General features: G+C 36.1%; 31 protein-coding genes. 25 read left to right on the plus strand and 6 right to left on the minus strand.

Annotation, left to right across the window (positions count from 1 at the left end):
• Positions 1-7: 7 nt before the first annotated feature.
• The 5 genes from fbp to GWK10_RS12470 all read left to right on the plus strand — a co-directional run bounded on the left by fbp (position 8) and on the right by GWK10_RS12470 (position 4277).
• Positions 8-1015 carry a class 1 fructose-bisphosphatase gene (fbp, locus tag GWK10_RS12450; RefSeq protein WP_164032712.1) on the plus strand — a complete coding sequence of 336 codons (1008 nt, stop codon included), beginning with the start codon at positions 8-10 and terminating at the stop codon, positions 1013-1015.
• Positions 1016-1080: 65 nt separating this feature from the next.
• A complete protein-coding gene (locus tag GWK10_RS12455; RefSeq protein ID WP_164032713.1) occupies positions 1081-1434 on the plus strand; it encodes a fructose 1,6-bisphosphatase in 354 nt (117 codons plus the stop codon).
• A 27-nt stretch (positions 1435-1461) separates the two neighbouring features.
• Positions 1462-2280, plus strand: coding sequence for a cell envelope biogenesis protein OmpA (locus tag GWK10_RS12460; protein WP_164032714.1), 819 nt, complete (start codon positions 1462-1464; stop codon positions 2278-2280).
• The gene (locus GWK10_RS12465) at positions 2267-2752 is read left to right on the plus strand and encodes a Rab family GTPase (protein ID WP_164032715.1); all 486 of its coding nucleotides are present in this window, start codon (positions 2267-2269) and stop codon (positions 2750-2752) included. The genes GWK10_RS12460 and GWK10_RS12465 overlap by 14 nt, the downstream gene beginning before the upstream one ends.
• Before the next feature lie 7 nt (positions 2753-2759).
• On the plus strand, positions 2760-4277 hold the full coding sequence (locus GWK10_RS12470; protein WP_164032716.1) for an ATP-binding protein: 1518 nt from the start codon (positions 2760-2762) through the stop codon (positions 4275-4277).
• Positions 4278-4328: 51 nt separating this feature from the next.
• On the opposite strand, the gene GWK10_RS12475 is transcribed toward GWK10_RS12470, so the two are convergent.
• Positions 4329-4760, minus strand: coding sequence for a tellurite resistance TerB family protein (locus tag GWK10_RS12475; protein WP_164032717.1), 432 nt, complete (start codon positions 4758-4760; stop codon positions 4329-4331).
• A 137-nt stretch (positions 4761-4897) separates the two neighbouring features.
• Here GWK10_RS12475 and GWK10_RS12480 point away from each other — a divergent pair, with 137 nt between their 5' ends.
• The 9 genes from GWK10_RS12480 to GWK10_RS12520 all read left to right on the plus strand — a co-directional run bounded on the left by GWK10_RS12480 (position 4898) and on the right by GWK10_RS12520 (position 13311).
• On the plus strand, positions 4898-6085 hold the full coding sequence (locus GWK10_RS12480; protein WP_239540757.1) for an aminotransferase class V-fold PLP-dependent enzyme: 1188 nt from the start codon (positions 4898-4900) through the stop codon (positions 6083-6085).
• A gap of 79 nt (positions 6086-6164) precedes the next feature.
• The gene (locus GWK10_RS12485) at positions 6165-7946 is read left to right on the plus strand and encodes a tetratricopeptide repeat protein (RefSeq protein WP_164032718.1); all 1782 of its coding nucleotides are present in this window, start codon (positions 6165-6167) and stop codon (positions 7944-7946) included.
• 78 nt (positions 7947-8024) lie between these two features.
• Entirely contained in the window at positions 8025-8336 is a 312-nt protein-coding gene (locus GWK10_RS12490; protein WP_164032719.1) for a DUF4286 family protein, read from the plus strand.
• Positions 8337-8428: 92 nt separating this feature from the next.
• Positions 8429-9292 carry a 16S rRNA (adenine(1518)-N(6)/adenine(1519)-N(6))-dimethyltransferase RsmA gene (rsmA, locus tag GWK10_RS12495; protein WP_164032720.1) on the plus strand — a complete coding sequence of 288 codons (864 nt, stop codon included), beginning with the start codon at positions 8429-8431 and terminating at the stop codon, positions 9290-9292.
• Positions 9293-9321: 29 nt separating this feature from the next.
• Positions 9322-10671 (plus strand): magnesium transporter, encoded by a 1350-nt coding sequence (mgtE, locus tag GWK10_RS12500; RefSeq protein WP_164033133.1) that lies wholly within the window; start codon positions 9322-9324, stop codon positions 10669-10671.
• A gap of 219 nt (positions 10672-10890) precedes the next feature.
• Positions 10891-11256, plus strand: a complete 366-nt coding sequence (locus GWK10_RS12505) for a cupin domain-containing protein (protein ID WP_164032721.1) — start codon at positions 10891-10893, stop codon at positions 11254-11256.
• 4 nt (positions 11257-11260) lie between these two features.
• Positions 11261-12346 carry a Gfo/Idh/MocA family protein gene (locus GWK10_RS12510; RefSeq protein WP_164032722.1) on the plus strand — a complete coding sequence of 362 codons (1086 nt, stop codon included), beginning with the start codon at positions 11261-11263 and terminating at the stop codon, positions 12344-12346.
• 71 nt (positions 12347-12417) lie between these two features.
• Entirely contained in the window at positions 12418-12888 is a 471-nt protein-coding gene (locus tag GWK10_RS12515) for a hypothetical protein (protein ID WP_164032723.1), read from the plus strand.
• A gap of 60 nt (positions 12889-12948) precedes the next feature.
• Complete coding sequence (locus GWK10_RS12520) at positions 12949-13311, plus strand: hypothetical protein (RefSeq protein ID WP_164032724.1); 363 nt, start codon at positions 12949-12951, stop codon at positions 13309-13311.
• Between the two features lie 50 nt (positions 13312-13361).
• Here the strand turns inward: GWK10_RS12520 and GWK10_RS12525 are convergent, their stop codons facing one another.
• Both GWK10_RS12525 and GWK10_RS12530 read right to left on the minus strand, forming a co-directional pair.
• Positions 13362-14111, minus strand: a complete 750-nt coding sequence (locus GWK10_RS12525; protein WP_164032725.1) for an SDR family NAD(P)-dependent oxidoreductase — start codon at positions 14109-14111, stop codon at positions 13362-13364.
• A gap of 50 nt (positions 14112-14161) precedes the next feature.
• Entirely contained in the window at positions 14162-14746 is a 585-nt protein-coding gene (locus GWK10_RS12530) for a TetR/AcrR family transcriptional regulator (RefSeq protein ID WP_164032726.1), read from the minus strand.
• Between the two features lie 91 nt (positions 14747-14837).
• On the opposite strand from GWK10_RS12530, the gene GWK10_RS12535 reads away from it, so the two are divergent.
• From GWK10_RS12535 to GWK10_RS12585, 11 genes are all read left to right on the plus strand, one after another.
• Complete coding sequence (locus GWK10_RS12535) at positions 14838-15788, plus strand: 2-hydroxyacid dehydrogenase (protein ID WP_164032727.1); 951 nt, start codon at positions 14838-14840, stop codon at positions 15786-15788.
• Complete coding sequence (locus GWK10_RS18645; RefSeq protein ID WP_317164687.1) at positions 15785-16201, plus strand: response regulator transcription factor; 417 nt, start codon at positions 15785-15787, stop codon at positions 16199-16201. The genes GWK10_RS12535 and GWK10_RS18645 overlap by 4 nt, the downstream gene beginning before the upstream one ends.
• A gap of 97 nt (positions 16202-16298) precedes the next feature.
• Positions 16299-16811, plus strand: a complete 513-nt coding sequence (locus GWK10_RS12545; RefSeq protein ID WP_164032728.1) for a DUF4199 domain-containing protein — start codon at positions 16299-16301, stop codon at positions 16809-16811.
• 10 nt (positions 16812-16821) lie between these two features.
• Positions 16822-17277 carry a DUF1801 domain-containing protein gene (locus GWK10_RS12550; protein WP_164032729.1) on the plus strand — a complete coding sequence of 152 codons (456 nt, stop codon included), beginning with the start codon at positions 16822-16824 and terminating at the stop codon, positions 17275-17277.
• 20 nt (positions 17278-17297) lie between these two features.
• Positions 17298-17684 carry a VOC family protein gene (locus tag GWK10_RS12555; RefSeq protein ID WP_164032730.1) on the plus strand — a complete coding sequence of 129 codons (387 nt, stop codon included), beginning with the start codon at positions 17298-17300 and terminating at the stop codon, positions 17682-17684.
• 54 nt (positions 17685-17738) lie between these two features.
• Positions 17739-18176 carry a TM2 domain-containing protein gene (locus GWK10_RS12560; RefSeq protein ID WP_164032731.1) on the plus strand — a complete coding sequence of 146 codons (438 nt, stop codon included), beginning with the start codon at positions 17739-17741 and terminating at the stop codon, positions 18174-18176.
• A gap of 114 nt (positions 18177-18290) precedes the next feature.
• Positions 18291-18605 carry an ArsR/SmtB family transcription factor gene (locus GWK10_RS12565; protein ID WP_164032732.1) on the plus strand — a complete coding sequence of 105 codons (315 nt, stop codon included), beginning with the start codon at positions 18291-18293 and terminating at the stop codon, positions 18603-18605.
• A gap of 5 nt (positions 18606-18610) precedes the next feature.
• Positions 18611-20050: a pyridoxal phosphate-dependent decarboxylase family protein gene (locus GWK10_RS12570; protein ID WP_164032733.1), complete on the plus strand. Its 1440-nt coding sequence runs from the start codon at positions 18611-18613 to the stop codon at positions 20048-20050.
• Between the two features lie 100 nt (positions 20051-20150).
• Positions 20151-20630: a DUF6428 family protein gene (locus GWK10_RS12575; protein WP_164032734.1), complete on the plus strand. Its 480-nt coding sequence runs from the start codon at positions 20151-20153 to the stop codon at positions 20628-20630.
• Positions 20630-21121, plus strand: coding sequence for a GNAT family N-acetyltransferase (locus GWK10_RS12580; RefSeq protein ID WP_262886651.1), 492 nt, complete (start codon positions 20630-20632; stop codon positions 21119-21121). The genes GWK10_RS12575 and GWK10_RS12580 overlap by 1 nt, the downstream gene beginning before the upstream one ends.
• A gap of 4 nt (positions 21122-21125) precedes the next feature.
• The gene (locus tag GWK10_RS12585; RefSeq protein ID WP_164032736.1) at positions 21126-21545 is read left to right on the plus strand and encodes an arsenate reductase ArsC; all 420 of its coding nucleotides are present in this window, start codon (positions 21126-21128) and stop codon (positions 21543-21545) included.
• Between the two features lie 8 nt (positions 21546-21553).
• Here GWK10_RS12585 and GWK10_RS12590 read toward each other — a convergent pair whose 3' ends face one another.
• The 3 genes from GWK10_RS12590 to GWK10_RS12600 are packed head-to-tail and all read right to left on the minus strand — an operon-like array spanning position 21554 to position 25421.
• Positions 21554-22570 carry a carboxypeptidase-like regulatory domain-containing protein gene (locus GWK10_RS12590; RefSeq protein WP_164032737.1) on the minus strand — a complete coding sequence of 339 codons (1017 nt, stop codon included), beginning with the start codon at positions 22568-22570 and terminating at the stop codon, positions 21554-21556.
• A gap of 50 nt (positions 22571-22620) precedes the next feature.
• Positions 22621-23616: a carboxypeptidase-like regulatory domain-containing protein gene (locus GWK10_RS12595; RefSeq protein ID WP_164032738.1), complete on the minus strand. Its 996-nt coding sequence runs from the start codon at positions 23614-23616 to the stop codon at positions 22621-22623.
• Complete coding sequence (locus GWK10_RS12600) at positions 23613-25421, minus strand: GNAT family N-acyltransferase (protein ID WP_164032739.1); 1809 nt, start codon at positions 25419-25421, stop codon at positions 23613-23615. Before GWK10_RS12600 ends, GWK10_RS12595 begins: the two co-directional genes overlap by 4 nt.
• Positions 25422-25647: the final 226 nt, after the last annotated feature.

The raw sequence follows: 25647 nt of genomic DNA on the forward strand, positions 1-25647 counted from the left end.
TCACAGCATGACCCAAAAGAATCAAACTTTAGGTGAATTTATTATTGAAAACCAAAGTAATTTTAAATACTCTTCAGGCGAGTTATCTCGTTTGATCAACTCGATAAGGCTTGCTGGAAAAGTAGTTAATTATGAGGTTAACAAGGCAGGCTTAGTTGACATTATTGGCGCGGCAGGCGATACGAATATCCAAGGTGAAGATCAACAAAAACTGGACGTTTATGCTAACGAAAAGTTTATTCAGGCAATGAAGAACCGTAACATTGTTTGCGGTATTGCTTCTGAAGAAGAGGATGATTTTATTACGATTAATAGTCAAGACGAGCAGCATCAAAATAAATATGTGGTCTTGATAGATCCGCTAGATGGCTCGAGTAATATTGATGTAAATGTATCAGTAGGAACCATTTTCTCAGTGTATCGCAGAGTTACTCCGATAGGAACTCCTGTGCAATTAGAAGACTTTTTACAACCGGGAAATCGACAAGTTGCTGCGGGTTACATTATATATGGTACTAGTACCATGTTAGTATATACGACGGGTCATGGCGTAAATGGTTTTACCTTAAATCCAGCGACAGGTTCGTACTATTTATCGCATCCTGAAATGAAATTTCCTGAAACAGGAAGGATATATTCAGTAAACGAAGGAAACTACACTCATTTTCCGTTAGGAGTAAAAAAATACATTAAATACTGTCAGGAAGAAGGAGGTGATCGTCCTTATACTTCGCGATATATTGGTTCGTTGGTATCCGATATTCATCGGAATATGATAAAAGGCGGGATTTATATGTATCCTAAAAGTTCTAAGCTAGCTGATGGTAAATTGAGATTGTTGTATGAATGCAATCCTATGGCATTTATCATTGAGCAGGCTGGCGGGAAGGCGTCTAATGGTTTCGGTCGTATAATGGATATGAATCCTACAGAACTGCATCAACGTGTTCCTTTTTTCGGCGGAAGTAAGAAGATGGTCGAAAAAGCGGAAGAGTTTATGGAGCTTCACTCCTAAAATTATCCAATCATTTTTAATTTATTACATTTATCACGTAATCGACTACTATCAATTTACGATAAATGGCTAAAAATAACAACAACGACAAAGAGCAACTCAGCCCCGATTCTACTCAAAAATTAGAGGCGATAAAGAACCTGATTTTTGGAGAGAATATTGCTGAATATAATCACGAATTCGATCACCTTAAAAAAGATCTTGCTAAAAAGCGTGAAGAGCTTCATAAGTTTATTGAGGAAACGCGAACAGAACTTATGCAAAGTATTGATAGCTTAAGTACAGACGTCAATATTAGAATTACAGAGCTTGAAAATAGTATGCAAGATAAAACCGACCAGCTTGGTGAAGATAAAGTAGACCGCAAAGTACTAGGTAAATTACTAGTGACTATGGGCGAAAAGATCATGAGCAAATAACAACGCTCGGTACTATCTTCTTTTTAAATGAATGCATCTGATAAATTAGAGATCTTAAAAGAACTCTTGCTGACTGATGAACGCAAATATGCGGAATCAATCACCAAGAAACTCGAGGTGCTTGAAGAAACCGTTAATAAGCGAAATAAACTATTACCAAAGGTAGAACCGATCATTGATGATAAGTTAGAAGAGTTTGTTGAAGATATACCAAAAACGCTGGGACCTACAATAACTGCTGCTTTAAAAGAAGAAATTGCGAATAGTCAAGATGCTGTTGTAGAAGCACTGTTTCCCATTATGGGACGCATGATTAAGCGCTATGTACAACACGAAATGCAGCTGTTACAGGAGAATATTACAGAGCAAATAAACAGTCGCTTTACTATAAAGGGAATTAAACGCCGCCTTAAAGCAAAAAGTGCTGGAGTGAGCGAAGCCGAGTTAATGCTAATTGAACAAGGCGCATCAAAACTACATCAGCTATTCGTCATTGAAAAAGGATCTGGTATTATTAAAGCCAGTTTAACCAAAGATAACACAATAGATCATGATATGATTGCTGGAATGCTTACTGCAATTAAGAGTTTTGTGGAAGATGCTTTTCAATCTGGAGAACAGGAATTGCAACAAATTCAATATGATCTTTATACCATTCATATTCAAAATTTTTCACAATATTATATTGCCGTTGTATTGTCAGGAATATTTGATACCAAAACTCAAGGTAAATTAGAAGATCTTTTGCTTAACTTTGCTCAACATAAAATAAACAAAACCGACCTAACCAACCAGCAAGAATTTTCAAACAAATTAAAGGCATATTTTACCAATGAGTATATCTAAAAAGATCGTTTTACTAGGCCATTTTGGTGTAGGAAAATCATCACTAATTCGTCGTTTTGTAGAAAACACTTTTAGTGATGACTATAAGGTGACGATTGGAGTACATATTTTAAAGAAATCGGTTCAAATAGATGGAACAGACCTTTCAATGATCATTTGGGATATTGAAGGGAATGAAAAAGTACAGAAAACCCGCAACTCCTACCTCATGGGTACAGCAGGATATATCTACGTTTTTGATGCTAGTCGGCCTTCGACCTACGAATCTATTAATGAAGATCTTACATACTTAAAAGGGCTTTTACCTAATGTCCCAATGCATTTGGTCGGGAATAAGGTGGATTTAATCGATTTGCCTGAACTAAAGAAGATTTTAACAAAGAAAAATATCGATTGTAAATACTTTGCCAGTGCTAAGACTGGAGATAATGTTGAAACCATTTTCGAAAGCCTTGGTAAACAATTAATCTAATAATTCCATGCCACAAACCTCTGATAATTTTGTAAAGAGCAATGCTCAATATATTAAGGTATCGGGAAATGGAAGCATTATAGATTCTGACAACACTTTTATCAATGTTTCTTCTAAGAAGAATATAACTGACATACACCCTTTTTTTGAGAGTGTAGCCCCGTTTTTAGCCGATTTACAAGCTGAGGAAAACATGGTTTGTGTAAATCTTGATCTGGAAGGAAAATCGGGAATTTTTGATATCTTAATCAAGAAAATCGAAAATACAGATGAACAGGTAATTGTACTACAGGATTTTACAGATCATTACAATGAATTTCAGCGTGTTGCCCAACTTAGAAATGAGTCGGTCATTAATTCCGAAGTAATAGAACTTCGCAACAAGCAACTAGCAGCTGAAAAAGAGTTTAAAAATCGATTTGTAGCCAATGTTAGCCATGAAATACGGACACCTTTAAATAGTATTTTAGGATTTTTAACCTTGCTAGAAAAATCCCATTTAAATTCAGAGCAGCAGGGCTTGGTTGGGATTGTAAAAAAGTCAAGTAATCATTTAAATGGTTTAATCGAAGATCTTTTAGATATTTCTAAAATAGAAGCTGGTCAGCTTACTACCGTAAAGAAGAAATTTAAGCTTGATGATGTGGCGAAGTACTTGACCAAGTTCTTTAAAGCAAAAGCAGAAGAAGGAGAGATCGATTTTAATATTGAGCTTGCACCTAATGTGCCAGAAACTATTATTGGCGACCGAACGCGATTGCAACAAATTCTTATTAATTTATTAGGTAACGCTTTTAAGTTCACATCAGAAGGGAGCGTTACGTTACGTATTTCTGAAAACTCAAGAAGAGGGAAAAAGGTAAATCTTAACTTTAATGTTACTGATACAGGTATTGGTATTGCAGAAGAGAATTTAGAGGCTATTTTTGAAAGCTTTACTCAGGTGCATAATAATCCTTTGTATGGCGGCACCGGACTCGGACTTTCTATTACAAAACACATTGTTGACTTTTTAGGCGGTAAGATTAGTGTTAAAAGTGAACTAGGAAATGGGACCACTTTTAGTTTAAACCTCAATTATGAATTAGAACTCGGTCGAGGAGATAAATCGAAGAAAAAGGAAGAATCGGCTGTATTTTTTAAACCCGATAAAAAGTATCAGATTCTAATGGTTGAAGATTCTGAATCTAACCAGATGTTGCTAATGAAACTTTTAGTTAGCCAAGGCAACTTTTTTGTAGACCTTGCCACGAATGGTCAAGAAGCCCTCGATTTTATTTCTACCACTGATTATGATTTGGTTATTCTAGATATTAAGATCCCCAAGGTTAACGGATTAGAAGTTGCAAAACAGCTACGGGCATCGGAGGATATTTTTATAAGAAGACTCCCAATTATTGCGCTAACGGCATATGCAACTGCTGATGATAGAAAAGCTTGTAAGCAAGCTGGCATCAATGACTTTTTGGCAATTCCATTTGAAAGCAACGATCTTTTTGAGAAAATGGCAAGGTTGCTTAAATAAAAAACGCCCATTAATGTAATGAGCGTTCTTAGTTCTGTAAACCGGATCGATCTATCGATTCATATGCTTCATTTCATCAATAAAAGTATCAATATCTACATGGCGATCTACCAAGATCAATGCCTTGTCAACCACATATTTAATGTTCTCAGGTGTAAAACCTAGTCCGATACTTAATCGACCTAATAATTCGTGTTGTCCCTCGCCTAAAATATCATCAGCATACACCATTCTCGCAAGATCATACAGGCGCTCTAAGCGACTGTTATAAGTAAGAGGTGGATTAATTGGGTGATTCAAGTAATTCTTTAAAATATCGGAGTATTCGTCGTCCTGAATATCAAGATTTCGTGCTAAACGATCAAGAAAGGTTTTTTCCTCTTCACTAATTTTATTATCGCTCATTGCAATATGAACAATTGATGCAAAGTGACTGCGATTACGTTGTTTAAATCCGCTTTCGTATAAATCAGAAAATGACATAAATGCTTTTTAATAAACTACCTCAAGGTAAGCCCGAAGTATTGATTGTAAAATAATTTTGGTTTCGAGGCAAGCCTCAGAATATCTAAATCTCGATTATCGAGTAATGCCACAAATATAAGTAAAGAGGGTAGCTAATGAAACGAAAAATTAGGCTATTTTTAAATACCAAAAATCCTGTAATGTTATCAAATCAAAAACAGCTTTTTTCAATATCTGATGACGTCATTTATTTAAATGGTGCATATATGTCTCCGCAGCTAAAAAGTGTCGAAGAGATCGGAATTTCGAGCTTGAAACAAAAGGGAGACCCCGCAGCGATACTTCCTAAGCATTTTTTTGAACAACGGGCCATTTTAAAACAGTGCTTTGCTGAGCTTATTAATACATCGGCCCTTAATATTGCGATTATACCATCAGTATCCTATGGTATTGCAAATGCGGCAAATAATGTTCTGCTACAAAAAGGAGATGAAATTTTGTTGGTCGATGAGCAGTTTCCAAGTAATGTGTATGCATGGAATCATGTCGCTGAAAAAAATAATGCTCATACCAAAATCGTTTTACATCCTTCGGGAACAACAAATAGGGCTAAAAAGTGGAATGAACTTATTTTAAATGCCATTTCTAATAAAACAGCTGTGGTTGCCATGCCACATGCACATTGGGCCGATGGCACTTTATTCGATTTAAAGGCAATTCGAGAAAAAACAAATCTTGTTGGCGCCAAGTTAATCATCGACGGCACTCAAAGCGTTGGCGCATTGCCATTTGATGTAAATGAATTGCAACCCGATGCACTAATATGCGGCGGATATAAATGGTTAATGGGACCTTATTCACTTGGCGTTGCTTATTATAATGAAAGTTTTTTTGAAGGCACGCCGATAGAGCATAACTGGATGAACCGATATGAAAGTGAGAATTTTGCCAAGTTGGTAGATTATCAAGATCAGTACAAACCAGGAGCAGAGCGTTTTTCTGTAGGCGAATCGAGCAATTTTGTTTTAACACCAATGCTTACTCGAGCTATTGAACAATTGTTGGAATGGAAACCAGAAAGCATTCAAGAGTATTGCCATGAAATATCAAAAAATGCGATTTCAAAATTAAGAGATCTAGGTTGTTTTATTGAAGATGATGATTTTAGAACTAAGCATCTATTCGGTATTTACCTTGCTGATCATATGAATATGAGTATGATCAAGAAGAAAATGGCAGAGAACAATATAATTGTTTCATTTAGGGGTAATGCTATTCGTATTTCTCCTCACCTTTATAATACCAAAGAAGATTTTGAAACCCTTGTACGTTGTTTTGAATAAAAACTTTCACTTTTATTTAAGGTAACATCTTGTATCTTTACTGGCAGCTCCTTTTTGGAAGGGAAGTTTACCATTTGCTATGAAATCTTTTTTAACGCTTTTACTTGTTTGCTTTTTTGCTCTGGCGAATGCACAAAATACTGTGCTCGCTAAACAGTACTTTGACAAAGGTGAATTTGAAAAGGCTAAACTGTCATATCAAAACTTATATAAACAATATCCGGGTCGAGTTGACTTGTTTATGGAGCTGATCAAATGTTATCAGCAGCTGGAAGATTATCTGGGAGCAGAAGCCTTAATAAACGAAAAGATAGCAAAACGGCCTAAGCAATATCAACTGCATATTATTCTGGGGAATAATTATGATTTGTTGGGCAATCAAGAAAAAGCAACAGAAAATTATGAGTATGCGCTATCAAAACTTGATGAGAATCCCAATTTAGTATATCGACTGGGCACTACTTTTGAACGATTATCAAAACTTCGGTACGCTTTAAAGACTTATCAAAAAGGGTTAGGGTTAAATCCTGATCTAAATGTGCATTATCAAATAGGACGTTTGTATGGCGAACTTGGTGAGATCGAAAATATGTATAACAGCTTTTTCGATATGATGCTTACCAACCAAAATTATAGGCCGAATATTGAACGTAGTTTGAGTCAATTTGTAACCGATGATCCTGCGAATGAAAACAACATCCTATTGCGAAAAATTCTCCTTAAAAAACTACAGACAAAACCCGATGTATTATGGAATGACTTTTTAAGTTGGTTGTTTATTCAGCAAAAACAATATAGCAAAGCATTTACTCAGGAAAAAGCCATTTATCAACGAACGGAAGGAAGTCTAAATAGGCTGATCGACCTTGCTTATTTGGCAAAGGATGAAAAAGATTACGATAGTGCGAGAGAGATTTTGGCTTATGTAATTGATAGGAATACCAACCCAGACGTCGACTACAATGCAGAGCGTAGCTTACTTCAAATAGAGGTTGCCACTTTGACGCGGGAAAAAATGGATGAAGTTGAGAGCAAGTTTAATATGCTTTTCGACACTTACGGAAGAAAAAACACCACCATAGGACTTCAATTAGATCATGCGCGCTTTGTTGCATTTAGAAAGAATGACCCCAAGTCTGCAATTAAAGATTTAAAGAATACCTTAAAACTTCGTATTAATAGTTTTCAAAAAGGAGAAGTCAAGATTGCTTTAGGGGATATATTGGTCTTCTCAGAACAATTTAATCAAGCACTTATTTATTATTCTCAAGTTCAAAAAAGTTTAAAGAATAATGTAGTTGGGCAGCAAGCACGTTTTAAAGTAGCGCAAACTAGTTATTATAAAGGCGATTTTGGCTGGGCGCAAACACAATTAAAAGTTCTTAGATCTTCAACTACTCAGCTCATTGCTAATGATGCGATGGAGCTAAGCCTACTTATTTCAGATAACTCTCTGGAAGATTCAACACAAGTAGCTCTTAAAAAATATGCCAGAGCCAGCTTATTGGCATTTCAAGAAAAAAATACTGAAGCAATTAACTTGTTAACTGATATTTTGACTCAACATAAGGGGGAGGCCATTGAAGATGAAGCACTTTTAAAACAAGCACGTTTGTATGAAGCCACTAATCAGTATGAAAAAGCAGCAATTAATTATCAATTAATGATCGATAATTACAGTGATGGTATTTTGGCCGATGATGCTTTTTTTGGTTTAGCGGAGTTAAAAAATGGCATTTTATTAGAGCCAGATAGCGCAAAAGAATTATACGAAAAGATTATTTTTGACCACCAGGACAGCATTTACTTTGTCGAAGCTCGTAAAAAGTACCGCAAGCTTCGCGGGGATGCGATTAATTAAGTGTAGAGTTCAGAGTTATGAGTGCAGAGTGTAACTCATAACTCTAAACTCAAGACTCTGAACTCTCAGATAAAAAACATGTACATCTACAACGTCACCATAAACATAGAAGAAACCGTTCATGACCAATGGTTGCATTGGATGAAAAACACGCACATTCCAGATATGTTAGCTACAGGAAAATTCAGTGCAGCAAAAATGTGTAAGGTATTGGTCAAAGAAGAAATGGGTGGCATTACCTATTCCGTTCAGTATACAACTGACAGTAAAACAACCTTAGAATCTTACTATTCAGAAAATGCACCTAAACTTCGTGAAGATGGCGTGAAGCTTTTCGCTGGAAAATTCGTCGCTTTTAGGACTGAGTTAGAGGTGGTAAGTGAACATTGATAAGGTCCAGTTTAACAGGCATGTTCAATAGAGCGAATTCGAGACCTCTCCGATAAAATGATTTAGCATTCCAAGAATTAAGAGATTCTGTATTGAAATACAAACAAGAAAAACATAAAGACCAACCCAAAAAAGAGTCCAAAAAATCTAATGGTGACGTACGTGCCAAGAAACACCTTGGACAGCATTTTTTGAAGGACGAAAATATCGCTCAAAAAATTGCTGATACATTGACCTTAAACGGTTATGAAAACGTCATTGAAATTGGCCCGGGAATGGGGGTGCTCACTAAGTATATTCTAAACAAAAAGGTGTATTTGATAGCTATGGATCTCGATAGTGATTCTGTGGTTTATTTAAATCATACTTTTCCTTTACAACATCCAAAGTTAGTCGGTGATTCAGAAAATTTCAAGGTGCTCGAAGCCGACTTTCTGAAACAAAATTTATATGAATTATTTGGTGAAGAGCAATTTGCCGTCACTGGTAATTTCCCATATAATATCTCAACACAGATTGTTTTTAAGATGTTGGAATATCGGGATCAGATTCCTGAATTTACAGGGATGTTTCAAAAGGAAGTAGCAAAGCGTATTTGTGAAAAAGAAGGCAGTAAAGCCTACGGAATTTTATCAGTTTTAGTACAGGCATTTTATGATGCAGAGTATTTGTTTACCGTAGCTCCTCAAGTATTTGATCCACCGCCAAAAGTACAATCAGGTGTACTAAGACTTATTAGAAAAAAGGACTTTACCCTAGACTGTGATGAAAAATTATTTTTTAGAGTAGTCAAGACCGCTTTTCAACAACGCAGAAAAACACTTCGTAACAGTTTAAAAACATTCAATCTACCTGATAATTTAAGAGAAGACACTATATTTGGACTTCGACCAGAGCAGCTTACTGTAGCGCAATTTATTTCGCTCACTGCGCAAATCGAAGCAGCGTTAAATTAGTGCCATTGTCAGAAGAAGAAAAAGAATACATACAGTTTAAAATTACCAACGAGCTTTTAGAAGAGGTACATGCCGTTATCGAAACCGCTAACGACGAGCAAGTTTTTGCCTTTTTTAATGAATATCACCATGCCGATATTGCAGATATTCTTGAAGAACTTTCTTTAGAACAAGCGACTTATGTAATTAAACTTCTGGATAGCGAAAAAACGTCTGATGTACTTATCGAGTTAGATGAGGATGATCGAGAGCGAATTCTGAAAAACTTATCCGCCAAAGAGATTGCCGAGGAGATTGAGGAACTCGATACCGATGATGCGGCCGATATGATCGCAGAGCTTCCTGAAGAACGACAGGAAAATGTAATTGCCCAGATTGAAGATGAAGAACACGCTGCCGAAATTAAAGAGTTACTGGCCTATGATGAAGATACGGCTGGTGGACTCATGGCAAAAGAGCTGGTTAAGGTCAACGAAAATTGGACTGTTACTCAATGTGTAAAAGAAATGCGCGAACAAGCAGCTGAGGTTACTCGCGTGCATTCTATTTATGTGGTCGATGATAACAATATTTTAAAAGGAAGACTTTCTCTTAAAGATTTATTGGTAGCACCTGCAAGAGGGAAAATCAAAGATATATACATCCCCAAAGTAGATTATGTATATGTCGATGAAGATGATGAGGAAGTTGCTAAAGTCATGCAGAAGTATGATCTGGAAGCCATTCCTGTTGTAGATCAAGAAAAGCATTTATTAGGTCGAATCACTATCGATGATATTGTTGATGTGATAAAAATTGAAGCCGAAAAAGATTATCAATTAGCGGCAGGTATTACGCAAGAAGTAGAGGCAGATGATAGTATTTTTGAGTTAACTAAAGCACGACTACCATGGCTTGTTTTGGGCTTATTTGGTGGACTTGGAAGTGTCTTTATAATGGGTGGATATGAAGAGGCACTTAGCACCTATAAAGAGTTGTTTTTCTTTACACCATTAATTGCTGCGATGGCCGGTAATGTAGGCGTGCAATCAAGTGCGATCATTGTACAAGGTTTGGCGAATGATGTTGTAAAAGGTAGTTTGTTGCAGCGTTTATTAAAAGAAGTTGGACTAAGTCTTATAAATGGTATCGCTTTAGGTGGCCTAGTCATTATTTTCGGATATATCATGCAATATCCAGCTAGTTTCACATTCACCATTGCTATTTCAATGCTTTGTGTAATTATTATTGCGGCATTGGTTGGGACTTTTGTGCCTATAATCTTAGATAAACGAGGTATCGACCCTGCCATTGCTACGGGCCCATTTATCACTACGAGCAACGATATTTTTGGGATTTTCCTATTCTTCTATATCGCTAAGCTGATGCTTGGATTTTAAGAAAATACCTTTTTATTTTTTCAGAACCCTCTGCGAAACTCAGCGGTCCTCTGCGAATCTCCGCGAAACAAGCTCTAATTTTAATTTAGCCATTTCTCTTCGTGTCACTTTGTGCTTCTTTGAGCAACTTCGTGTAACAACTCTATAATGCACAAATTTAGTTTCTTAACACATTCAAATTGTTTTATGATGTAACTTTAGGTTGACTAAAATCAATTAATGAAACCCATAAACATTCAAAAAAAACATGCCGAGTTCACCAAACAATGGCACCCACATCAAGTTGCTGTTGTTGATGATATGCAAGTATTACTAGCTAAAATTCAGGGAGAATTTGTATGGCATGCACATGAAAACGAAGACGAACTATTTCAAGTAGTCAAAGGTACGCTATATATGCAGTTTCGGGATCGGACCGAAGTGGTTAATGAAGGAGAATTCATCGTTGTACCAAAAGGAGTAGAGCACAATCCAAGCACAAAACCGGATGAGGAAGTACAGCTGTTACTATTTGAAAAATTGACTACTGCTCATACTGGCGATGTGCAGCATGAAATGACTAAAACATCCTATCCAAAAATATAGAATCATGAAAACCAATAGAAGGAACTTCATTAAGAAAACAAGCTTTGCATTAGCCGCAAGTACCGTTCCTTTTAGCAATATATATGCTTTAAAGCCAAAAGAGACCTTAGGCGTCGCTTTAGTAGGTTTAGGATATTATAGTACTGATGTGCTTGCACCTGCCCTGAAATTGACAAAACATTGTAGGTTGACAGGAATTGTAACTGGTAGCCCACATAAAATACCAAAATGGCAAAAGCAATATGGCATTAAAGACAAGAATGTGTATAACTATGACAATATGCACGAAATTACCAATAACCCCGATATTGATGTTATTTATATCGTGTTACCAACAGGCTTGCATGCAAAATATGCGATAAAAGCGGCCAATTCAGGTAAACATGTTTGGTGCGAAAAGCCAATGGCTCGAACTGCGATAGAATGCCAAGCAATTATAGATGCGTGTAAGAAAAACAAGGTCAAATTATCGATCGGGTATCGAATGCAGCATGAGCCTAATACCCAAAAAATAATGAAATGGGCCAAAACGAAGCCGTATGGAGATATACAAACTGTTTCGGCAAGAGCGGGGTATTACGATCCAAGAGAAAACCACTGGAAATTAAAAAAAGAGATGGGTGGAGGTGCCTTGTATGACATGGGAGTTTATAGTATTAATGGTATACGATATAGTACAGGCGAAGAACCAATTAAAGTGCTGTCTGCATCCCATAGTACCGAACGACCTGAATTATTCTCAGAAGTAGATGAAACGACCTTCTTTAAATTCGAATTCCCTTCAGGAGCTATTGGTCGAGGCTGGACCAGCTTCGGTAAAAGTATGAATGAGCTAACAGTAACCACTAAAGATGGGTTTTACATCTTAAAACCTTTTCAATCATATAGCGGTGTAAGAGGATATACCTGTACTGATGAAAAACTACTTCCTTTTAAGGGTAATCAACAAGCAAAGCAAATGGATGACGATTCACTTTCAATACTAAACAATACAAATGTTTTAGTGCCTGGTGAAGAGGGGATGAAAGATATCGTTTTAGTGGAAGCTATTTATAAATCGGCTAAAACAGGCTCAGAAGTTAAACTTTGAAAATAAAATACCTCTGCTGTAACATATCCAACTTTTTATACTCTAATCAATAGATACATTAAAAAGTTTGCATGACCATTCAAGAAGCACAATCAAATTTTGAAAGACTAAAATCAAATACTGAGGTTAAGTCAGAAATTAGAACATACCAATCTTTTATTAATATCCTTTCTGAATTGGATGCAAGAACGTTTACTGAAACTGAATTAAATAAGATTCAAGATCAACTTGCAAAAATTGAATTTGATAGTGTAACGAAGAAAAAATCTATCCATTTTCTAAAGCAGCTCAATACGTTCAAATCGTTTTTGAAGACCGAGTTTTCGCTGGTAGGCAAAAATTATTATACAGGTTTAGGAATGTCTCTCGGAATGGCATTAGGTATGAGTTTAGGGATTAGTTTTATGTCTTTAATTGGCATATCATTAAGTATGACAGGAGGAATGATCGCTGGGATGATTTTGGGAATGTTTATTGGTCAGACAAAAGATAAAGAAGCCGAAAAGGAGAATCGCGTTTTAAGTAGTATCGGGTCGATGTAAAACCCGAGTAATATAATAGATAATTAACCTCGGTTTCTTTTTAATAGGTTAATTTGCCGCATGATCACTTCATATAAAAATACTATTGAATTATTAGAAGATGTTACCGCTAAAAAGCTGTATGCTAATTTAATTCTTCAACTTAATAAGGACTTTAATTATGCGGCAGTAGATGTGTCTTTCCCCAAAACAATTGAACCCGCCCAGTTAATAACCGAACTACACGAGATTATTTATAGACTTATTCAAGAAAAATTCGCTGAGTACCTGAACCTGCTTTACATTGTCGATGTACCAGAGAAGGATGTAAAAAACCTAGAGGAGGCCGATACGATTGAAATATCGCGACAAGTACTATTCATGATCTTAAAACGAGAATGGCAAAAAGTGTGGTTTAAATCGGTTTACAGCACTTCTAATTAAATAAAAAAACGCGACCAAAATTGGATCTCGATCGCGCACTATGAATTAGATTATATCTGACTCAAGCCACCATCAACTTCAAGTTCTACACCATTAATGTATGATGCATCTTCAGATGCTAAGAATAATGCTGCTTTAGCAACCTCTTCTGATGTGCCAAAACGCCCAAGTGGTACTAATTGAGCAAAATTATTTCCCATTTCTGTTACTGTTTCTTCCGGCAGCCCCATTTTTCCGTAGAGGGGGGTTGCTATTGGACCTGGTGCTACAGCATTTACACGAATTTTTCTTGACTTTACTTCTGAGGTTAAAACACGTTGATAAGCACGTAGCGCCCCCTTAGTGGCAGAGTAGACTCCTAATCCATCAAAACCTTTTTGGGTGGCGATAGAATTATTGAACAAAATGGAACCTCCATCGTTAATATGGGGTAAGGCTTCTTTTACGGTAAAAACAGGTCCTTTAACGTTGATATTAAAAAGCTCGTTGTAATGTTCTTCACTAACATCAGTTGTTGGTGTTGGGGGTGCAATACCGGCATTTAGGAATAAGATATCGATCTTTCCATATTTGTCAACCGCTTGTTTGATAAGGTTTTGGTTGTCTTCAATATTGGCAACGTCTGCTCTTACCGTAATAAAGTCACCTTCGAGTTCCTTGGCAACATCTTCTAACGCTTCTTGGCGGCGACCAGCTAAAACCACCTTAGCACCTTCTTTTAAATACGATTTTGCAGTTGCTAGTCCAATACCACTATTCGCACCGGTAATTACTGCGACTTTGTTTTCTAATTTTTTCATAAGATTTAAATTGAAATGATTGTTTCAAAATAGAAACAAATTTTTTTAATTTATTTTAATGCTTGTATAAAGGTAGAAGCTAAAGCTTCTAGATCTTTCCTGTTTTTATTCATAATGCCAGTCATGCGCAATCCCTGCAAGCAGGTTGTAATGTACAGAGCGTATTTTTTAGTGGACTGAAGCTTGTTGATACTGCCGTCTTCTTGCCCTTTTTTAATGAGGCTTTCAAAAAATGCTATTCCTTTCTCGTCCGATCTAATTAGCCAATTAATGACCTCTTTATACGATGATGAGCCCAATTCACTCTTACAATTAACAATCATACAGCCCTTGTTATCCAAATCTTTAATAATTGTGGTTACGAATAGTTTGAAAACGTTTTGAATGGCTGTGTACCCATTTTTTGCTTTTGCTGTACATGCTTTATGTAGATCATCGTGGGTGTTTTTATAAACATCAAGCGTCGCTAAATACAAATCCATTTTCGACCCGAAAGAATTGTAAATACTAGATCTATTCAATCCTGTTGCATCTACAAGATCTTGCATACCAGTGCCATTGTATCCCTTTTTGTGAAATACCGCAGTCGCCTTCGAAAGCACTTCTTCTTTGTTATATTGAATTGTATTTGCCATTAATTTGAAATGAACGTTCCAAAATTAATCATTTACTCCTATTCGAATTGTTAAATAGAAGCTAAATTTTAAAAAATACTAAATTGCGAGTATGAAAGTACTGCATTTAGATACCAACCACGAGCTGCTTGCAAGCGGATTGGAGGCCTTAGGCTGCGAAAATCATTTTAACTATACCGATTCAAAAGACGTAATTGAAAAAATCGTCCATGAGTTTGATGGCTTGATCATAAGAAGCCGCTTTGTCATTGACGAAAACTTCTTATCAAAGGCAACACATTTAAAATTTATTGGTCGTGTAGGGGCAGGTTTAGAAAATATCGATGTTGATTTTGCAAAGAAAAATAACATCCAATTATTGAATGCCCCCGAAGGAAACCGCAATGCGGTAGGAGAGCATGCCCTTGGAATGTTATTGTCCCTATTTAATAAACTGAATAAAGGCCATAATGAAATTTGCAATGGGAAATGGGACCGTGAAGGCAACCGCGGTCTAGAGATAGAAGGAAAAACCATTGGGGTTATTGGATATGGTAATATGGGAAAGGCATTTTCAAAAAAACTAATAGGGTTCGATTGTGAGGTGCTATGTTACGATATTGTTGGTGGCGTTGGAGACGACAATGCAAGGCAGGTAGGAATTTTAGAATTCCAAAAGAAGGTTGATGTCGTTAGCTTACACACACCGCAAACCCCAGAAACGATGGGTATGATCAATACCGATTTTATTAATGAATTTCAAAAACCATTTTGGTTTATTAATACCGCGCGAGGAAAAAGTGTAGTAACAGCCGATTTGGTTGCCGCTTTAAAATCAAGAAAAATACTCGGCGCGGGATTGGATGTTTTAGAATACGAAAAGTCCTCGTTTGAAAATATGTTTGATGGCGGAAATTTGCCAGATGCATTCCAATATCTAATGGATGTGAATAATGTTATCTTGAGTCCACATGTTGCAGGTTGGACGGTAGAAAGCAAGGAAAAATTAGCACAAACGATTGTCGCTAAAGTAGCCGCTAACTTTTTTAATTCGGAAAGTTGAAAAAAATTGTTCTCATTTTCACTGCGCTAATTGTTGCTTTGCTTAGCCTTTTTCAGTTAAGTAAGTATTCATACATGGCTGGAGAGAGTAAAATTGAAATAGTAATTGCTGTCATAGCTGTTATTTTCTTCATTTTGGGAGTGTACCTTAATAAGAAAAGTCTGCATTCCGAGAAACCATCTGATAATGAGATTGACCAAAGTCAAATTGATGCCATAGGACTTAGTAAACGTGAATACGAAGTGCTAATTCAAATACATAAGGGGTTCTCAAACAAAGAGATCGCCGAACATTTATTTCTATCAGAAAGCACCATCAAAACACATGTGTCTAATATTCTTGTTAAACTAGACGCAAAAAGAAGAACACAGGCCATTCAAAAAGCAAAAGCCCTTCAAATATTACCTTCGTAGAGCGGTTTCATACGAAAGTATGAGCGTTTTGGTACTTTAGTATGAGTATTTGAGCGGCGCCTCAGCCTACATTTGCTTCAACTTTAAACTGATAAAAATGAAAAAAACTGTATTAAGATTTGGGCTGTTTGGAGCCATCACGATTTGTGTGTTATTCGTTTTAGCACTTTCCTTAGGTAGTGGGTTAGACTATTCTGCGCAAGAGATTATCGGGTATTCATCGATGATCATTTCACTGTCCTTTGTGTTTTTCGGAATAAAACATTTTAGAGATAAAGAAAACAATGGGGTTGTTACCTTTAAACAAGCTCTAAAAATCGGATTACTAATATCGCTACTTACGGCCTTAGCTTTTGGTGTACTAGATACACTATATACACAACTTGTAAATCCTGATTTCGCAACTGAGTACTATACGGATTATATTAAAAAATTAGAAGAAACAGTACCCGCTGAAGAATTAGAAGCGGCCGTTGCGACAGCAGAAATTCAAAAAGAATTGTTTAGTAATCCAGTAATGAGCTTTTTGTTAATGGCCGTTACCGTATTTGTAATTGGTTTCATAATTTCATTACTTTCATCCCTAGTGCTACAGCGTAAACAACCATAAACCAGTTATAATGACATCAAAAGCAACCACACCGGAAGAATACATTGGTGAACTTCCTGATGAGCGAAAGGAAGTTATCATAAAAATCAGAAAAGTAATTCAAGATAATCTGCCTAGCGGGTTTCAAGAAGGAATGGGTTATGGCATGATGGCTTATTTTGTGCCGCATTCTAAATACCCAGATGGTTATCATTGTGATCCTAAAATTCCATTGCCGTTTATCAATCTTGCTTCACAAAAAAACTTTGTAGCACTATATCATTCTGGTATTTATGCAAAGAGGGAATTGTACGATTGGTTTGTAGGCGAATATCCGAAGTATGTAAAGACAAAATTGGATATGGGAAAAAGCTGCATCCGGTTTAAGAATATGAAGAATATCCCTTACGATTTAATTGGTGAACTGTGTACAAAAATGACTGCCGACGATTGGATAGCTTTATACGAAAAGAATGTAAAGAATTGATAATCTTTTAAAACTACAAAATGAAAAATCGAGTAACAGGCTTAGGTGGGTTCTTCTTTAAAACTGAAAATCCAGATGAAATAAAACAATGGTATAAAGATCGACTTGGATTACCAGTTGATCAATATGGCTGTACTTTCTGGTGGAAAGATAAAGAAGGAAATGACTGTTCAACCCAATGGTCACCATTTAAAGAGGATACTCAATATTTTAATCCGAGTAAAAAACAATTCATGATGAATTTTCGGGTGGAGAACTTGGTTGAATTGTTGAAGGTGTTAAAAGAAGAGGGAGTAACAGTCGTTGGTGAAATAGAAGAATATGAATATGGAAAATTTGGTTGGATTTTAGATCCCGAAGGAAATAAATTAGAACTCTGGGAGCCAATTGATAAAGCCTTCTTGTAGCTGAGTTTTTTTCACTAAATTTAAGCCTGTTAACCATTTAAAAATTAAACAACCATGTCAGACGACAATAAAAGTCTTGGTGACGATCTTAATGATATGATCGGGGATGCCAAAGAAGGGGCAAAAAAAGCAGCCGATAAAGTAAAAGAAGAGACAAAAGAATTTGCAGCGGAAGCAAAGGAAACTGCTAGTGAGTTTAAAGAAGGACTGGATAGTGTTACAGGATCGGAAAACAAGAAAATTCTTGCAGGTATCTTGGCTATCGTATTGGGTTCGTTCGGTGTCCATAAATTCATTTTAGGATATAACAAGGAAGGAATAATACTTTTGGCAATCAACTTAATTGGTATTGCAACTTCTTGCTTAGGTATTGGTGTATTTATATCAATGGCGGCTGGAATTATTGGCTTAATTGAAGGAATTATGTATCTCACTAAATCTGATGAGGAATTCTACAATACATATCAAGCTGGTAAAAAACCTTGGTTCTAAAAATCACAAATTAATATACTAAAAAGGCAAATTTTAACACGATTTGCCTTTTTGTTTTCAAATCATCATCGTAATATTGCAATATTACGATGATAAATTTATCTTTCTTGAAAAATGGGAACAACAAAAACCGATATTCACAGTATAGATACTATAGAAGTCGCGCAGGTAGCCAAAGTGCTAGCACACCCTGCTCGTGTTGCTATTTTAAAGTATATAAGTGAACAAGAAGGCTGTATTTGCAATGATATTACAGAAGAGGTCGGACTTTCGCAAGCAACGGTATCTCAACATTTGCAGGTGATTCGTGATGCTGGTTTAATACAAGGAAATGTGAAAGGGAAAAGTGTTTGTTATTGTCTGAGCAAATCTAATTTTGATCAATTTTCTGTAGTGATGGATCAATTCTTTAAAGGTCTTTTAAAATAACCAACATGAGTACACCACTTTTAAAACGAGCATATAGTGATGAACTTTTTAAGCAAGAAGGGAATGAATTAATTCAACTCTTATCTGATCATCTTAGTTCACATATTGGTGAAAAGACAGATAAAGTTATTGAATGGTCAACTCCCAATGATGAATATGAATTTTGGGAACAATTTGCCAAGGAAAAGCATAGTACAAAGAATCTTTTTGAAACGATCTTAAATCGATCTATAGCCACTCATAATCCGAAATACATTGGGCATCAGATCTCGCCAACAGTACCTGTTTCTGGTTTGGCAACCTTGCTTAGTGCCATGTTAAATAATGGGATGGCGGTTTATGAAATGGGTGCTGCGGCGACCGCTATCGAAAAGCTAGTCGTTAACGAGTTTACCAAAGCAATTGGTTACAATGATAATGCGGATGGCTTCCTGACTTCCGGCGGAACGCTAGCCAATTTGACTGCTTTAATAGCGGCAAGAAAATCGGTTGCGAAAGATGATGTTTGGAATGATGGTCATACCAATAAATTAGCCGTATTAGTTTCAGAAGAGGCGCATTATTGCATAGATCGTGCGGCAAGAATTATGGGATTGGGTGATGGTGGAATTATCAAAGTTCCAGTGAATGAGAATTTCAAGATTAATACTAGTCAATTAGAGACCGCATATAATAATGCTAAGAATAATGGCTACGAGGTAATCGCTGTTGTAGGTAGTGCACCGTCAACATCTTCTGGAGTTCACGATGATTTAGAAGCCTTAGCTGAGTTTGCCCAACAAAAAAATATTTGGTTTCATGTGGATGGAGCTCATGGGGGCGCAGCCGTGTTTTCGTCAAAATACAAGTACTTACTGAATGGGATTGAGCAAGCAGATTCAGTGGCAATTGACGGTCATAAAATGATGGCAACTTCTAGCATAACAACAGCCTTGCTGTTTAAACGATCTAATGATACTTATACCACCTTTAGTCAAAAAGCCCATTATTTATGGGATAAAAATGATGATTTAGAATGGTATAACCTGGCAAAACGAACTTTTGAGTGTACCAAGAGCATGATGAGTATCCGATTTTTTAGCATCATAAATGCATATGGCACTCAGTTTTTTGATGACTATGTCACCACATTATATGATTTAGGTAAAACCTTTGCTGACATCATAGAATCGAATGAAGAATTTGAACTAGCGATGCAGCCCGAAACCAATATTTTATGCTTCCGTGTTAAAGGTGATTTAGACTCAGAGGAAATAGGAAATATCAACCAACAAATAAGAAGGCAATTATTAGAAGATGGCGAGTTTTATATTGTGTCGACCTATTTAAAGGGAGTATTCTACTTGAGAGTAACTATTATGAATGTCTTCACCAATGAATCTCATTTTAAAGCATTATTAAATAAAATTATTTCAATTAAAAATAATAGTAGTATAAACGTCTAAATAGCGAATTATGAAATGAGCGATAACAAATCTTGATATCTACCGAGATTATCAATGGCGAATTACATTTGACCTATGAAAAACAATAAAAAAAGAACAAATGAAAACATCAGAATTCTTATCGATCTTAAAACAACATACGGATAAATCGTTGTTGTTTGAATATAGTCCTGGCATGTTGGTCGGAGCCAATTATCACGTTACAGAAGTAAAAAACATAACTGTAGATGCAGTTGATTGCGGTGCAAATACTGATTTCTGGAAAGAGACTGTTATTCAACTTTGGGAAAGTCCAACAGAAATTGGAAAGACCGAATATTTAACCGTTTACAAAGCACTTTCTATATTGACGAAGGTAGATAAGATGAAGTCGATGGATCAGGACGCAGAAGTGAAGTTTGAATATGGCAACGCCTTATTTCATACTGCTCATTTATTTGTTAACGATTTCGCAATAAATGATCGACAACTAATTTTTAATTTAGCTGTTACAAAAACCGACTGTAAGGCAAAAGATACTTGCGGAGTTCCCAATACGGAGACTGCAGAAGCTTGTGCTCCAGGAAGTGGTTGTTGCTAATGAAAATAAGGGCGCTTACAAAAGATGATTGGTCTGCAGTAGCAGCGATTTATAAGGAAGGACTAGATACGGAAGTTGCGACTTTCGAGACTGAAATTCCGAGTTGGGAACAATGGGATGTCGCGCATATTTCTAGTTGCAGATTAGTCGCTGAAAAGGAAAATATGATATGCGGCTGGGCCGCTTTATCACCTGTTTCTAGAAGGAAAGCGTATAAAGGAGTCGCTGAGGTTAGTATTTATATTGCGGCAAGTGGGCGCGGTTTGAAAGTCGGACAGCGGTTGTTGTATCGATTGATAAGTGAAAGTGAAAAAGCTGGTTTTTGGACATTGCAAGCAGGGATTTTTTCAGAAAATAAGGTTAGTATTGCTTTGCATCAAAAAATGGGATTCCGAATGATTGGATTTCGTGAAAAAGTAGCCAGCCGAAATGGAAAGTGGCATGATAACTGTTTGTTAGAAAGAAGAAGTAAGATAATAGGAATTAAATAGATTAATGAAAAGTAATGTATTGGTACTATGTACCGGAAATTCGTGCCGAAGCCAGATGGCACATGGGTATTTAAATTATTTAGCAAAAACGAAAGCAAACGTTTACAGCGCTGGTATCGAGACGCATGGATTGAATCCGCATGCTGTAGCGATTATGCAAGAAGATAGTATTGATATTTCTGCACACACATCTAATCATGTAGATGAGTACGCCGATGTGAATTTTGATTTTATCATTACAGTTTGCGATCATGCACAGGAAAACTGTCCATATATTCCAGGTAGTGCCGAGCGTTTTCATTATAACTTCAGTGATCCATCAAAACTGAAAGGCACTGAAGATGAAATTCACGCAGCTTTTGAAGCGACCCGTAATGAGATTAAATCGTACTGCAAGACTTTTGTGCGCGAGAATTTGACTTAGCTGATTGCTTATTTTTCTGGTTTGAAGTCTAATGGCAGCATATCACCTATACGTTGCATTCCCATATCACCATTAAAGTATAAGTTGTTTGGCGGCGAAAAATTGCCATAACCGTCAATTATTAAATAATCGCCGCGTTTAGTAAGATCTGATCTTCTATTTTTAAATAAGATAGGCATTTTAAAATCGGGGAGGATAACCTTGGTATTATTTTCTTGTTTAATCACATTGATATATGATTCAGGTTTGATCTTAAAGCCACCTTTAAAAAATCGAAATTTCTGATTATCAAAATCTTCATCGCGAATTGTTCGCATTAAATGCAATACAGATCCTTGATAGGTTGCATTTCGTCTTTTGCGGTATAAACGCTTGTCTTTTTGTTTATCAATGAAGAATGAAGTGCCGGCATAATAGGTTTCTTTAGTGGAAAGTGAAGAAAGTGTTTGTCTATTGTATTCAACAAAAAAATCTATGAGCTTAAATCTGTTTTCATAGCCTAAAAGTTTATTACGAATAATTATTGGCTCATCCGAAAATGCCAATAACTTATTGCTCGTCACATCATAAGATAACCAAATAGCATCTTCATTAATAATTTTGCAGGAGCGCCCGTTTGCACTATTACCCAGAAATTGAGCTTTAAATGCTCTTAGTTTTTCAGCACGTGTAAACGGATCTGCTTTTAGCGTAACACCTTCAAGAACTATAGCTTTTTCTTTTAAGTAAATCTTCCAATTCCCTTTATCGTATGGATTTGGTACGACCAGATCAGAATACCCCAAAAAACTGATAACCAAAGCGGAGTTGATCTTTTCATCAACCGGCAATTCAAAGTAACCTTTGGGATTAGTGACCACTCCAAAAGTAGAACCATCAAAATAAACAGAAACACCTTCTAAGGGTTCGTTAGTTTTTTCGTCAAAAACGGTTCCTGAAATAGTCGTTTGGCTTACTAACAAAGTTGTTTGTAGTGCAAACAAAAAGCTGGTAACCAGCTTCATTAATATTCTATGTTTATTCATTTTAACTTTTTTCAATCAAAAAACAGTCTTTATTTGTTTTAAGAAAAATATTATTCTTTAGGAAGAAAGTCAAATGGCAACATGTTTCCAACACGTTGTCTTCCAAGATCACCATTAAATCGGACGGCGGTTGGTGGAGAAAAATTACCATTTTTATCTATAATCAAATGATTAGCTTTTTTTATTATTTCTGATCTGCGACCCTCAAACCAGATAGATAGTATAAAATCTGGAAAAATGACCTTCGCATAATCCCCTCTTTTGACTACTTCTATATGAGAATTTGGTTGGAGCTGAGCTTTACCTCTAAAAAAATAAAACTTTTCGTTTTCATAGTTCTCAATTCGAATTGTGCGCATTAAATGTAATATAGAACCTTCATAAGCATCGTTTCTATTTTTCAAATACTTTTGATTGTTCTTTTGTTTATCGATAAAAAAAGAGGTTCCTTCATAATAAGTTTCTTTAATGGCGAATGTGGAAAGCGTCTTTCTGCGAAATTTTATGTAAAAATCATTTAGACTAAATCTATTTTCATACCCAAGAAGCTTATTATTAACGATAATTGGTACTTCCGATGAGGCTAACAATTGATTAGTAGTTACATCATAAGCTACATGAATATAATCTTCATTTAAAATTTTGCATGATTGACCATTTTTATTTGTGCCTAGAAACTGAGCCTTAAATGCCTCTAGTTTTTCTTCTCTTGTAAAAGGATCGGCTTTTAAAGTAACCCCTTGTAAGGCAAATGCTTTTTCTCTTAAATAAATTTTCCAGCCTTCCTTATCATAAGGATTGGGCGTAACAATGTCAAAATACCCAAGGTAACTAATTACGAGCGCAGACTTAATTTTCCTATCAAGTTCCAGCTCAAAGAACCCTTTGGAATTAGTAACAACGCCAATTGTGGTGCCATCAAAATAAACAGAAACACCTTCTAAGGGCTCGTTAGTTTTTTCATCAAAAATAGTTCCTGAAATTAATGTTTGACAGCTGACAATGCCAATATTTAAAAAGAGAAATAAGCCTAAAAAAAGCTTCATCGGTCGTTGTTCTCAGCAAATTTTCGCTCTAATTCTGCTTGAAACTCCTCCATCACTGGTTTTACCGTACTTTCTGGAAGATCAGCAATACGTATATACATCAATCCGTCAACAGCATCATTAAAAAGAGGGTCAACATTAAATGCTACCACTTTTGCATTCTGTTTGATGTATTTTTTGATTAGTACTGGTAGACGTAAACTACCAGGTTCAACTTCGTCAATAAGCTTGTCGAATTTGTTAAGGTCCGCTGCCGTGTCATCAAAAATAAAATCCTTGTCGGCATCTTTTAATTTCACCTTAAACTCTTTTTTAGGGTGAACATATTGCGCTACATAGGGGTCGTAATAATGCGATTTCATAAACTCGATCATTAACGACTTGCTAAAGTTTGAAAACTGGTTGCTAATACTCACTCCGCCAATCAAATATTTATGTTCAGGGAAACGAAGTGTAGTATGCACAATACCTTTCCATAATAAGAACAAAGGCATGGGTTTTTGTTGGTATGAAGAAATAATGAACGCACGACCCATCTCGATACTTTTGCTCATCATTTGATACAGTTCAGGTTCAAATCGAAACAGATCTTGAAGATAAAAACCATCAATTCCATATTTTTCAAAAATCTGTGCGCCTAGCCCCATTCGATATGCCCCGGCTATTAGTTTTTTGTCGGTATCCCATAAAAACATATGGTGATAATACCTATCGAATTTATCTAGGTCAATTGATTGGTTGGTTCCTTCACCTATTTCTCTAAATGTTATTTCCCGCAGTCGGCCGATTTCCCGTAAAATACTGGGCATTTCATCAGCAGGGGCCAAGTACACCTCATAATTCTTGCTCTGCAGCAATCGACGTTCTTTTTCACGTAATACGTTAATTTCTTCTTCAATCGTATTACTCGCAACAGGCGTAATGATTTCTTGTGGAGGCTTTGGTATTTTTAATGAAGGCTGCACTTTCTTTAATAGGCTCTGCTTTTCAAAAGTGTTAGAAAGCATATAAGTTTTCTTCCTTATAAAATCACCATACTCCTCTAGGTTTTCATGTTGCGCTTGGTCTTTTATATTAATGGGCTTACCAATACGAACATTAATAGTTCTGCGTTTTTGCGATAATAGCTCCGACGGTAATTTGGCTGTCCGAAACGTATCGCTAATTTTAGATAGTCGATAAAAAAGACGACTATTTTTAGCGTGAAAATAGATGGGCACAATAGGAACTTCGGCTTTTTTAATAAGTTTAATTGCCGCCATTTCCCATGGCTTATCTACAATTAGTTTTTCATCTTTATAAGTTGATACTTCTCCAGCTGGAAAAACACCTAACGGATGTCCATCCCGTAAATGCTGTATAGATTGTTTGAACCCTGCAATACTAGACTTAACGTCTTTATGATCTTCAAATGGATTTACCGGCATAATATAAGGGGCCAACGGCTCAATTCGATGAAGCAAAAAGTTGGCAATTATCTTATAATCTGAACGTTGCTCTAGTATTAATTTAAGTAGCAATATTCCATCAATCCCGCCAAGAGGATGGTTAGAAACGGTAATATAGGCTCCGTTTTTGGGTAGTCGTTTTAAATCTTCTTCTGGTATTTCAAACTTTATTTGAAACTCGTCTAAAATCCCATTTAAAAAAGGTAAGTCGTTAAGGTGTTTATGCTTGTTGTATACTTTGTTAAGTGTGGAAATTTTAAGGACTTTCATGAGTATCCATCCAAAAAAAGTACCTAAAAAGCCATATTTATCGGCTTTAATGGCTGTAGAAACTTCCTTGGCTGTTACTAATCCCATATAGGTGGTTTGGTGGTAAACAAATATAAGATTTTGTTTTAATCAGCGTGCTACTTGGGCATGAGATATAGTGTTAGAATTTATTATTAACATTCAATTATGAAAACACTATCCTATTAAAATTTGTATCCACTGAGATGCCAACTAATTAAAGCTTTGCATAGAGTGGGTGGACTAGAAGTTAGTGACTATAATAAAGTATATTACTTTTTCGCAGCCTGTTATC

It is taken from the genome of Spongiivirga citrea (genome assembly GCF_010671565.1).
Lineage (GTDB): Bacteria > Bacteroidota > Bacteroidia > Flavobacteriales > Flavobacteriaceae > Spongiivirga > Spongiivirga citrea.